A 13,262-nucleotide genomic window follows, 5' to 3' on the forward strand; every position below is an offset into this window, starting at 1 on the left:
ATCCCTCGTCTCAAAGTATCTCCCCAAAGCATAGCCAATTCGACGATTCGTGCCGTGACAGACTCGCCCCGGATCGAAGTCATTCGTAACAAATCGTCGGTATGGCGATATTTATCTACCGCAGATGCGTTCTCCTGAAATGGTGTCCTGTCGCTCCACTTATCAGGAGAGACACTATGCCCGCAACGCCCCCACCTTCATCTTTCACGACGAAGACCCCACTCGTGCCGTTAAAGCCACGGGTTTCAGAGAGAACCAGTATTCATGGCGAGCTTCTTGAGCAGATGGCTCCCGAATGGCTGGTTAATGCCACGCCAGCAAGACGTCATGCGATGAAAAATACCGGCACGCGTCTGCCAGATTGGTATCAGCGTGCATCCCTCACGCAACAGCAGGCACTGAGAGAACGTTTCAACGCCAGTTTTACCTCACAGACCCGGTTGGACAAGACGATGTCGACACTTCAGGACATCGATACCTTCGCCGAACCGTTGCTGATCAAGGCACTGAAGGATCAGTTCGGTGCAGACGTAGACGTCAACAGAACCTTGTTATGCCTCAGGCGACCACTGGAAATCAGTGATCTTGAAATTGAAGTTGCAAATTTCGAGGTCATGAAGCTTTCGCTGCTGCAGGCCGCGTTGCATAACTTTGAAGCTGCCGAGTGTGAGCAGGGTGCTTTTCATAAAAAATCCGGCTTCGTGGTAGAAACATCGACACCCGGCACATTCCAGCTAGTCACTGTTGGATTGACGGTGAGTCAATTCCTGACACTGTGTCGTCGTCTGGATATCGGAGCGAAGTATCAGACTTACGTGAAGGCATTTTTTCAGCCCTTGGATGTGCAATCGGAAACGACACTGCGCCAGCAATTCATTACCAGCCAGAAAGAGGCGATGAGGGCTGCTGCCGAACTGGCCTTGCTGAAAAAGGACATCGAGCGCAAAGACTACGAAATGATCCTGTCGGTTGTTGATGGGGACGTTCATCCCTGGCAGGGCAACAAACAAGTCTGGTTTCGCGACCTGAGTTTGATGAAACGCAGAATGACAGGCTGCGTGGTGTTCAGTATTTGTGAGAAATATCGCTACACCGATGAATTCATTGTTTACATTCCTCATGATCCGCACCACCCGCTCAAGCGCTACACGCCTTCGCAAATGCGTGAAGCGTTCACGCGCCAATTTACGGCCCGGGATGCATCAGCTTCCAGCGCAGGGCGCGCGACCACCTACCAGCGCTTTTTCAGCCAATTCGTGGCCTACGCCGACCGTCCTTACTACTTTAGCCAGTTCACTCGTAAAGCCGCGGACGCGCCTGCTGATCCCTTGCATTCCGTCTGGTGGAAAGTCACGCAGTTCATTCCGCCGTTTTCTACCGTCGCGCGCATTAAAGAGCTGCCTCCCGAACGGCAGGGCAATCGGGAACCGGTCGACGACCCTTATCTCAACCCCGGTGCTGTTCTGCGCAAAGGGTCTGCCGGCATCTGGGCTGACAACATTGATCTGTGGGCCTATCTCTACGAACAAAACTGCGACAAGGTCATTGCCGATGCGCGCAGCCATGCAGTTCCCACTGCGGATGTCGATGCGAAAGTTCGCGCGGAAAAACTCAGTCATCTGCTGGAAATCGGCATGCTGGCATTGAACATGGTGTCAATGTTCGTACCGGTGTTGGGCGAGGTCATGATGACGGTGATGGCGGGTCAACTGTTGTACGAATCCCTGGAGGGGGCGATCGAGTGGAGTGAGGGCGATCGCAACGCAGCCAAGGCACATCTGATCGATGTGGCAGAAAACCTGGCGCTGATCGGCGTGATGGCCGGCGTGGGCAAAGGGCTGGGCAAACTGACAGCGGTGAAACCTGAACCTGTGATCGAGCGCCTGGAGCAAATCAAGCGACCCAATGGCCAGACCCGTTTATGGAGGCCAGACCTGGGCGCCTATGAAAGTGACGTTGCGCTGGGTCGCAACGCCAGCCCTGACTCATCGGGACAACATCGGGTAAACGGCAAGACCTATATCCGCCAGGCAGGCAAGGTCTATGAAACAGCCTACGATGAGCCGCTGAAAAAATGGCGCATCAAACATCCGGCCGACGCAGGTGCCTATCAGCCAATACTCGAGCACAACGGCCACGGTGCCTGGCGCCATACACTGGAGCGTCCGCTTGAGTGGGATCGCCTGACGCTGCTGCGGCGCATGGGCCATGTGACCGAGGCGTTGACCGATGGGCAATTGCTCAAAATCGCCGACGTTGTTGGTGTCAGTGACAATGCCTTGCGCAAAATGCACCTGGATCATTTGCCTCTAGCGCCTGAACTGGCCGACGCCTTGCGGCTGTTCGCGGCTGATGTCGGGCGGGCTGAGGCCAGCGAGCAGGTCAGCAGTGAGCCAGTCATCACCCTGCTGCAGCGAATGTGTCCGGGGCTAGGCGAAACCGCTGCACAGCGGGTGTTGCTGGATGCCAGTGCGGAAGAACTCACGCGCCTGAAAACAACGCGTCGAGTTCCGTTGAGAATACTCGAGGAGGCCCGTTGGTATGCGCAGCAGGGGCGTGTCAGTCAGGCCTTTGCCGGTCTGCACCTGGAGCGCATGGCCTCGGCCGACAGTAAATGGCTCGCACTGCATGCACTGGAAAAAATGCCGGGCTGGTCCGGTGAAGTGCGCCTGGAGATTCGCGACGGCCACATCAACGGTCCGCTGATCGATGGCATCGGCAGCGAAACCGCCGCGAGCCGCAAGTATGTGGTCAAAAATGAGCCGGCCTACCAGGCGTTTGACGAGCATGGCGAGGCACTCAATGGTGTGCCCTCGCAGGGCGACAACTTTTTTGCCTCGATCATGCACGCCTTGCCCGACGAATCGCGCCGGGCACTGGGCGTTCCACACGTCAGTCAAGGCGCTGATTTGCAGCGGGCAATAATCGACTCGACCATCGAACATCGAGCCGAATTGGCGCAACTGCTGGAGGCACGCTCAGGCCGGAACAAGACGTTCAAGCCACCCGTACGAGTGACGGAGCGCACCGTGGGTTACTACGCCAGCGGACGCGGGCAAGGGATAAATCCGTCTTTGGTGACTCGCGTACGGGACGTCTATCCGCAGCTCACCGATCAGCAGGCCAATGGATTCATCCTCAAGCAGTTGCGAGAAGGTAAGAGCGACGCACAGATTTTCAGCCATTTGCAGACGCGCATGCGCGAGTGGCAGCAGCTTGAGACCGTGCTGGACCAATGGGTTCGCGAGCCAGCGTCCGAGTCGATGTTGCGCACTCTGTTAGGAGGCAAGGCCGCTGCTGCGCGAAACATCAAGCAGGCCTGGCGCAACGCACCGCTGGTCGAGGAGCAGCCGCTTTTGCGTTCACTGGACGTGGTGTGTGACGACCCGCTGCCTTCACTGGCGGCAGATTTTTCACACGTGGATGGGCTGCTTCTGTGGGGGCAGTGTGTGACGGACGCCAATGTCGATGCATTGCTGGGCGCGTTTCCCAAGCTGAAACGCCTGCGAATCAATTCAACCAGCGATGCGTTCACCAACGTGCCCGAAGCGTTGAGCGGGATGCCCGACCTCACGGGGCTGAGCCTGTCTTCGGCGGTGCCCTACGCGGTGGATATGCCGACGCGATTGAGTGCGCTGACGACGCTTGAAGATCTCAGCGTTTACTCCTCCGGTTTCGCGCCGTTGGCACTGGATGTCAGCCGCATGCGCAATCTGCGCAGCCTGGAGGTGCTGGCACCTTCGCTGTATCAATGGCCGGCAGGTGTGCTTGAGCTACCGCACCTGGTACGCCTGAATCTCAGAAGCACAGGGATCAGGACATTGCCCGACGGGGTGTTCGAAGGGCATGAAAATCTATGGTCCGGGTTATCGCTGGACTGGTCGAAGTTCGTCCGTGAAAACTTCAAACCGGCGTATGAGTACGTCAGCAATCACCCCGAACATCTCATTGATCGAGAGGAGATGGTCAGGGATTACTGCCGGGGGGAACTGAATCGGCTGGCTGACGGCATGAACGAGCCTCCCATGAGTTTGTACAACAGTTTTGTCGAGCAATGGCAGGGGCATCAAGCAAGGTTTGCGGCAGTGGACGCCTTGAGCGAACAGTTCCGTGTGCTGGATGGGCAGCTGAACGACTGGGCCAGTCGTGCGATGCAGCAGAAAATGGATCTGAAGGAAGTGATGGGAAGGTCATGGGCGGCGGCTTTCATCAGGACGTGCTGGCGCAACGGTGCATTCAAACGCTACGGCTCGACTGGCGATGCCTCGGCGCTTGATTTGCCGAAAGTCCAATTCAGTGAGTTTCCCCAGCTGCCTGCCGGTGCCTTCGATCATGTTCAAAGCCTTTATTTGAAAGGGGTGCAAGCGCCTGCTGAACAGTTCCGCGGCTTTATTCGAGGGTTTACCGAGCTGCAAGCCCTCGACCTGAGTGGTAATGAACTGAGCGAAGTGCCGATTGCCGCGGGTGATCTTGTGAAGTTGACCCGTCTGGACCTCTCCGGCAACCGGATCGTCGTCGGCCCTGAGGTGCAACTCGCGGTCGATGGCCTGCGCGCAGTCGAATCCCTGGACTTGAGCAACAACCCGCTGAACGCGCTGGACATCAGTCGCCTGTCTCGCCTGAAGACCTTGAACTTGCGGAACACGGACCTGCGGCAATGGCCAACGGGAACGCAGGATCTGCCGCAGTTGGCCTGGCTGGATTTGCGTGGCAGCCATATTTCTTCGCTGCCGGCAGATCTTGCCGATGACGTGCTGCTCAAGAGTCAGCTGACCGGCATACCCTTGACCCCGCAAGCCATGGCAGCGCTGAAAGCAGCCCGCCAGCGCATCGAGATTGCCAAAAGTCTGCCGGCCGGCTCGCTGAAAAGGTTCGATCTGGAAGAGGTGCCGGCCACTTTCCCTCCGACCGAAAGCGGTTTCTCCATCGCCCGGCATCTGCTGCCCGTGCCGCCAATCCCTGTAGGCGAAGGCAGCCTGCTGTTGGCAAAACGCCTGCAACGATTGAATCCGGCACTTGCCGACGATGAAGCATTGCAAGCAATCGAGCAGATGCGCACAAGTGGAGCAACGGATGTACACATCATCGATCGGCTTGACGAATGGGACCAGACGTTCGAAACGCTGACGCGCCAATTGAATGGTTGGTTGTATACGCGGGAGTCTAGCGGTGCGGGATGGAGAGTGTCGGCGGAAAGTCGTCGGGTGGCTGCCGTGCGAATCCTCGAGTGCTGGCGCGAAGGGCTGAATGGCGCCGGAGGCACGATGGGCGAGGCGTTGAATCTCAACGGTCTGCAATTGGGCGATCTTCCCGAATTGCCGACCGTGTTCTCCCACGTCGACACGCTGGACCTGACGGGTGTAAGGCTGTCCCAACAAGGGTCGGATGGCTTTCTCAAGGCCTTTACCCAAGTGAAATCCTTGAAGCTCAACGGCAATGGTCTGCAAGCGTTGCCTGAGCCCATCCAGAGCATGGGCAACCTTGAGCGGCTGGAGCTTTCCGCGAACCGCTTCAGCGATACCGGGCATTTGTATGCCGCGTTGAACCGGCTGGAACACCTGCAATGGCTGGATCTGGGTTACAACGCCCTGGACGACTTTGATGTCGCAGTGTTTGAGCGACTGGAGACGCTCGATCTGCGTCACAACAACCTGACCGAATGGCCGCAAGGCGTGCTGGACGCCAACCATCTCAGCGCATTGAACCTGAGCAGCAACGACATCACTACGATCCCTGCCGAGGCCCTGGATGGCAGCCATGATGCACTGATCTCCGGCACGGACCTGAGCGAAAACTACAATGTGGCGCTTGAAAGTCTTGAGCGGCTCCGCGATTACCGCGAGGCAGGTACTCGCGAAACGGTGCTGGGGTTGTCGCGTACTGATCTTGACGAAATGATTGCCGAAGCCAGCGGTAATGGTGATGGTGAAAGTGAAAGTGAAAGCTTCGAGTCCGATGAAAGCCTGCCCGAGATGCCACCGGATTTTGCCCAAAGTGCGCCGTGGCTAGCCAATGCTTCGCCCGAGGACCTGTCCGGCAAAACGCTCGTCTGGAATCAACTCGCGGCTGAACCGGACAACGCTGCGTTCTTTCATTTACTGTCGCGATTGCAGGATACGCAGGAGTTCAGGGTAGCGAATGCCGACCTGACACGCCGTGTGTGGACAGTCATGGACGCGGCCGCTGGCAACGCCGAACTCAGGGAGGTCCTGTTCGCCAGTTCCAACACACATGGCACCTGTGTCGATGGTCGAATCCTCACCTTCAGTGGGCTGGAGAGCAAAGTGTTCACGCACAATGCCTTGCTCGAGGTTCCCGCCGGGCGACTGGCTGTGAAGGGTGAGGCACTGTTGAAATTATCCAGGCAACTTTTCCGACTGGACAAGGTAGACGAACTGGCGACAAAAGCCGCTGCGCGCAACGGTCGGGATGAAGCGGAAGTGCGCCTGGGCTATCGAATCGGTCTGACGAGTGGCTGGAGCGACGGCCTGGAGCTACCGGGACAGCCGACGCACATGACGTACGCCTCGGGTGTCACACCGCGGCAACTGGCTGACGCTCGCGTTGAGGTCATCAATGCGGAACAGTCCGACGGGTTTTTTGAAGACCTGATCCAGCGTGATTACTGGGTGGCGTACCTCAAGGAAAAATACCCGGAAGAGTTCAGGAAACTCGATGAGGCTGATACGTCCGAGGAGACTGTGGACGCCGATGATGCAGCATTGATGAGCAGGCTTTTTGACCTGGCGGCGGCACGCAACAGCAGGATGATCGAACTGTCGCGCAAGGAGGTCGACGCCTCGAATAACCCAAGTGTCTGACAGCTGCCTGTAGGCGCGAGCTTGCCCGCGATGCGGCCTTAAAAGCGCTATCGCGGGTAAGCTTGCTCCTGCAAATGCACGAGTGCCAGTGGCCAGCGATGTTGAATGTGACGGCCTCTTCGCGAGCAAGCCCGCTCCCACAGGGATTTTTGACGTTCACAAATCCTGATCCACCCCCAATCCTGTGGGAGCGGGCTTGCCCGCGAAGGCGCCCTAAAGGACGCCATCGCAGCAAGCCTGATCCGGGGTTACTCGTCGTAACCCAGGTTCGGTGCCAACCAACGCTCAGTCACGCTCAATTCCTGACCTTTGCGCGAGGTGTAGCTCTGCACCTGATCCTTGTCGATCTTGCCCACGGCGAAGTACTGCGCCTGTGGGTGAGCGAAGTACCAGCCGCTGACCGCTGCCGCCGGGAACATGGCGTAGTGCTCGGTGAGGAACACGCCGCTGCGGCCGGCTTTGAGTTCTTCCGCTTCCGGGTCCAGCAGCTTGAACAGCGTGGCTTTCTCGGTGTGATCCGGGCACGCCGGGTAGCCTGGAGCAGGGCGGATGCCGGTGTACTGCTCTTTGATCAGCGCCTCGTTGTCCAGCGTCTCGTCCTTGGCGTAGCCCCAGTAGTCTTTACGCACCTGTTGGTGCAGCCATTCGGCACAGGCCTCGGCCAGACGGTCGGCCAACGCCTTGACCATGATCGAGTTGTAGTCGTCGCCTGCTTCCTGGTAAGCCTTGGCCACTTCTTCGGCACCGATCCCGGCGGTGGTGATGAAACCACCCACGTAGTCGGTCACGCCGCTGTCCTTCGGTGCGACGAAGTCGGCGAGGGAGAAGTTCGGTTTGCCGTCGGTCTTGATGATCTGCTGGCGCAAGTGGTGCAGCTTGGCCAATGGCTTGCCGTCATCGCCGTAGACTTCGATGTCATCGTCGCGCACCTGATTGGCCGGCCAGAAACCGAACACCGCACGGGCGCTGATGAGTTTTTCGTCGATCAGTTTGGCGAGCATTTCCTGGGCATCGGCGTACAGCGCGGTGGCGGCTTCACCGACCACTTCGTCCTTGAGGATGCGCGGGAATTTACCGGCCAGGTCCCAGGAGATGAAAAACGGTGTCCAGTCGATGTACTCGGCCAGCACCTTCAGGTCGATGTTGTCCAGCACCTTGGCGCCGGTGAACGTCGGTTTGACAGGTTCGTAGCTGCCCCAGTCGAACTGCGGCTTCTTGGCGATGGCCACCGGGTAGCTCAGGCGCTCGGTACGGGCGCTGCGGTTGGCGGTGCGCTCGCGAACGTCGATGTATTCCAGGCGAGTCTTTTCGACAAAACCGGCTTTCAATTCCTTGGACAGCAGTTGCGTCGCCACGCCCACGGCGCGGGAGGCATCGGTGACGTAGATCACCGCGTCGTTGCTGTACTTGGGCTCGATCTTCACCGCCGTGTGCGCCTTGGACGTGGTCGCGCCACCGATCATCAACGGCAGATGGAAGTCCTGACGCTGCATCTCGCGGGCCACGTGAACCATCTCGTCCAGTGAAGGCGTGATCAAACCGGACAGGCCGATGATGTCGCATTTCTGTTCTTTGGCGACTTGCAGGATCTTCTCTGCCGGCACCATCACGCCAAGGTCGACGATGTCATAGCCGTTACAGCCCAGCACCACGCCAACGATGTTCTTGCCGATGTCGTGTACGTCGCCCTTGACCGTGGCCATCAGGATCTTGCCCTTGGCTTCCGGCTTGTCGCCTTTTTCCAGCTCGATGAACGGGATCAAGTGGGCCACGGCCTGCTTCATCACGCGGGCGGACTTCACCACCTGCGGCAGGAACATTTTGCCGGCGCCGAACAAGTCGCCGACGATGTTCATGCCGGACATCAGCGGGCCTTCGATCACTTCGATCGGGCGCGCAAAGGACTGACGCGACTCTTCGGTGTCTTCAACGATGTGCGTGGTGATGCCTTTGACCAGCGCATGCTCCAGACGCTTGTTGACGTCCCAGTTGCGCCACTCTTCGGTCTCGGCTTCCTTGACGCTGCCGTCGCCCTTGTACTTGTCGGCGATGGCGAGGAGGGCGTCGGTGCCTTCCGGAGTGCGGTTGAGGATCACGTCTTCGACGGCGTCACGCAGCTCGGTGGGGATCTGGTCGTAGATCTCCAGTTGGCCGGCGTTGACGATGCCCATGGTCAGGCCATTACGGATCGCATACAGCAGGAACACCGAGTGAATCGCCTCGCGCACCGGATTGTTGCCACGGAACGAGAACGATACGTTCGACACGCCGCCGGAGGTCAGGGCGTACGGCAGTTCGTCGCGGATGTAGGCGCAGGCGTTGATGAAGTCCACAGCGTAGTTGTTGTGTTCTTCGATGCCGGTGGCTACAGCGAAGATGTTCGGGTCGAAGATGATGTCTTCCGGCGGGAAGCCGACTTCGTTGACCAGAATGTCGTAGGAGCGTTTGCAGATTTCTTTCTTGCGCGCTTCGGTGTCGGCCTGGCCGGCTTCGTCGAAGGCCATCACCACCACTGCGGCGCCGTAGCGTTTGCACAGTTTGGCGTGATGAATGAACTGTTCGACACCTTCCTTCATGCTGATCGAGTTGACGATGCCCTTGCCCTGGATGCACTTGAGGCCGGCTTCGATCACTTCCCACTTGGAGGAGTCGATCATGATCGGCACGCGGGAGATGTCCGGTTCACCGGCAATCAGATTGAGGAAGGTCACCATGGCCTTCTTCGAATCGAGCATCCCCTCGTCCATGTTGATGTCGATCACCTGGGCGCCGGCTTCGACCTGTTGCAGGGCGACTTCCAGGGCTTCGGTGTAGTTGTCTTCACGGATCAGACGGGCGAACTTGGCGGAACCGGTAATGTTGGTGCGCTCGCCGACGTTGACGAACAGCGAGCTGCGATCAATGGTGAACGGTTCCAGGCCCGACAGGCGGCAGGCCTTGGGAATGTCCGGAATCTCGCGCGGCGCATAGCCGGCCACCGCTTTGGCGATGGCTTCAATGTGGCCCGGCGTGGTGCCGCAGCAGCCGCCGACGATGTTCAGGAAGCCGCTTTGGGCGAACTCTTCGATGACCTTGGCGGTTTGGGCCGGCAGCTCGTCGTACTCACCGAATTCGTTCGGCAGACCGGCGTTCGGGTGCGCGGAAACGTGGGTGTTGGCCTTGTTCGACAGTTCTTCCAGGTACGGACGCAACTCGCTGGCCCCGAGGGCGCAGTTCAGGCCGACCGAAATCGGCTTGGCGTGGGCCACGGAGTTCCAGAACGCTTCGGTGGTCTGGCCCGACAGTGTGCGGCCGGAGGCATCGGTGATGGTGCCGGAGATCATGATCGGCAACTCGACGCCCAGTTCTTCGAACACGCCTTGCACGGCGAAGATCGCCGCTTTGGCGTTGAGGGTATCGAAGATGGTTTCGATCAGGATCAGGTCGGCACCGCCTTCGATCAGGCCTTTGGTGGCTTCGGTGTAGTTCTCCACCAGCTCATCGAAGGTCACGTTGCGGTAGCCAGGGTTGTTCACGTCAGGCGACAGCGAGCAGGTGCGGCTGGTCGGGCCGAGCACGCCAGCGACGAAACGCGGCTTGTCCGGGTTCTCGAGAGTTTTCGCATCGGCAATCTTGCGGGCCAGGCGAGCGCCTTCTACGTTCAATTCGTAGGCGAGTTCTTCCATGCCGTAATCGGCCATGGAAATCCGGGTGGCGTTGAAGGTGTTGGTTTCCAGAATGTCGGCGCCGGCGTCCAGATAGGCCTTCTCGATGCCGCCAATCACGTCAGGACGTGTCAGCACCAACAAGTCGTTGTTGCCTTTGACATCGCTCGGCCAGCCAGCGAAGCGTTTGCCACGGTAATCCTGCTCCTCGAGCTTGTAGCTCTGGATCATCGTACCCATGCCGCCATCGAGAATCAGGATGCGCTCTTTGAGGGCGTGCTTGAGAGCTTGAAGGCGAACGCTGCGATCGGACATTTGGACTACTCGGTAAGGCCATGACGAAGGGGCGGGATAATAACAAACCTGTGCGCTTTTGGAGCATGTACGGGTTTTGCATGAATATCGTTCATGTTGGTGCGCAGGCCAGACCGGTAGAATCGCGGCGTTTTCTCATGATCAGGACCAGGGATATGTCGTATCGCGTCGTCACCAGCCTATTGATGCTGTTTTTAAGCGGGGGCGCCGCTGCGCAAGGTCCGGACATTTCCTACGTCCGGGACATTCAACCGATCTTCACCGAAAAGTGCGTGGCCTGCCATGCCTGCTACGACTCCGCCTGTCAGCTCAATCTGGGCAGTGGTGAAGGGGCGGCCCGAGGTGCAACCAAGGCACCCGTTTATGATGGCGAACGCAGACAGGCCGCAGCGCCGACCCGGCTGTTTTATGACGCCTTCGGCAAGCGTGCCTGGCAGCAAAAGGGCTTTTATTCGGTGCTCGACGCCCAAGGCAGCCAGGCGGCGCTGATGGCGCGCATGCTCGAACTGGGCCACAAAACCCCGTTGCAACCAAACGCCAAATTGCCGGAAGACATCGTCCTGGGCCTGAACCGGGAGAACATGTGCGCCATGCCGGCTGAGTTCGACGGCTATGCCAGCTCCCACCCGAAAGAAGGCATGCCGTTGGCAGTCACCGGCCTGACCGATCAGCAATACCAGACGTTGCAACGCTGGCTGGCCTCCGGTGCGCCAATCGATGAGCAGGGCCTGGTGCCCAGCGCCAAGGAAGCCTTGCAGGTGGTGCAGTGGGAAAACCTGCTCAACGCACCGGGCGCTAGGGAGAGTCTGGTGGGGCGCTGGTTGTTTGAGCACTGGTTCCTGGCGCATCTCTATTTCAAGGACGGCGAGGCGGGGCATTTCTTTCAGTGGGTACGTTCGCGCACACCGACGGGGCAGCCGATTGATTTGATCAACACCCGCCGGCCGAATGACGATCCGGGCACTCAGGTCTATTACCGTCTATGGCCGGTGCAAGGCGTGATCGTGCACAAGACCCACATCACCTATCCGCTGAGCGCGGCGAAGATGGCGCGGATCAAAAGCCTGTTCTACAGCGGCAACTGGCAGGTCAACGCGCTGCCGGGTTATGGGCCGGAACGACGGGCCAATCCGTTTACGACCTTTGAGGCCATCCCGGCCCAGGCGCGTTACCAGTTCATGCTCGATAACGCCGAGTACTTCGTGCGCACCTTTATTCGTGGCCCGGTCTGCCGTGGCCAGATCGCCACCGACGTGATTCGCGACAATTTCTGGGCGCTGTTCCAGGCCCCGGAGCATGACCTCTATATCACCGACCCGAATTATCGCGGCCAGGCCACGCCGTTGCTGGCGATGCCAGGGCAGAACGATGACGTCGGCAGTGTCCTGAGCCTGTGGCACGACTACCGTGACAAACGCAACGAATATGAAGCCCTGCGCCGGGACAGCTACGCGGATCTGCCGGCACCGAGCTGGTCGACCCTGTGGGCCGGCAATGACAACGCGCTGCTGAGCATCTTCCGGCATTTCGACAGCGCCTCGGTGAACAAAGGCCTGATCGGTGACGTCCCGCAAACCATCTGGCTGTTCGATTACCCGTTGCTGGAACGCACGTATTACCAGTTGGCAGTCAACTTCGATGTATTCGGTAACGTGTCCCATCAGGCCCAGACCCGACTGTACTTCGACCTGATCCGCAACGGTGCCGAGCAGAACTTCCTGCGCTTGATGCCGGCCGACTCACGGGATGGGTACCTCGACGATTGGTATCAGAACGGCGGACAGCTCAAGATGTGGCTGGATTACGAGTACATCGACAACGACAAACCCACGGCACTGACGCTGGACGAAAAGGATCCGAAACGCGATTTCGCCCTGCAATTGCTGGCCCGGTACGGCGAACTCAATGCCAAGCCTGACCCGATCAACCGATGCGATGGCGCTTATTGCTCGCGGCCGAACATCGATCTGGCGTTGCAGAACGCCGAACAGGCCTTGAGCCGCCTGACTTCGCGCCCGGCTGCAGGGCTGAAGGTCATTGAGCAGTTGCCGGAAGCCACAATGTTGCGCATCGAGACCCAAAGCGGCAAGCGCGAGGTCTACAGCCTGCTGCGCAACCGGGCCCACAGCAACGTGGCGTTCCTGCTGGGTGAGTCGCGGCGTTATCAGCCGGGGCTCGATACGTTGACGATTTATCCGGGAGTGCTCAGCAGCTACCCGAACTTCATGTTCAACATCCCGGCCGGGCAAGTGCCCGCGTTCGTCGACGCGATGGAAAATACCAGGGACGCCGCCAGCTTCGAGAAAATCGTCGAACGCTGGGGCATTCGTCGCAGTCATCCGCAGTTCTGGCAGTATTTCCATGATCTGAGCCGCTACATCCACGACACCGACCCGGTGGAAGAGGGCGTGCTGGACATGAACCGCTACGAGAATCTTTGATTGAAGGCCTGAACACCCACCCCCGAACCCTGGCTGAACCC

General features: G+C 58.9%; 3 protein-coding genes. 2 read left to right on the forward strand and 1 reads right to left on the reverse strand.

Annotation, left to right across the window (positions count from 1 at the left end; genetic code table 11):
- The first annotated feature begins 176 nt into the window (after positions 1–176).
- Positions 177–6,821: an NEL-type E3 ubiquitin ligase domain-containing protein gene (locus tag PMI18_RS20455; protein ID WP_007898218.1), complete on the forward strand. Its 6,645-nt coding sequence runs from the start codon at positions 177–179 to the stop codon at positions 6,819–6,821.
- A gap of 248 nt (positions 6,822–7,069) precedes the next feature.
- On the opposite strand, the gene metH is transcribed toward PMI18_RS20455, so the two are convergent.
- The gene (gene metH, locus PMI18_RS20450) at positions 7,070–10,780 is read right to left on the reverse strand and encodes a methionine synthase (RefSeq protein WP_007898219.1); all 3,711 of its coding nucleotides are present in this window, start codon (positions 10,778–10,780) and stop codon (positions 7,070–7,072) included.
- Between the two features lie 155 nt (positions 10,781–10,935).
- Between metH and PMI18_RS20445 the strand changes: the two genes are divergently transcribed.
- Positions 10,936–13,221, forward strand: coding sequence for a fatty acid cis/trans isomerase (locus PMI18_RS20445; protein ID WP_007898221.1), 2,286 nt, complete (start codon positions 10,936–10,938; stop codon positions 13,219–13,221).
- Positions 13,222–13,262 lie beyond the last annotated feature (41 nt).

The organism is Pseudomonas sp. GM102 (assembly GCF_000282555.1).
GTDB lineage: Bacteria > Pseudomonadota > Gammaproteobacteria > Pseudomonadales > Pseudomonadaceae > Aquipseudomonas.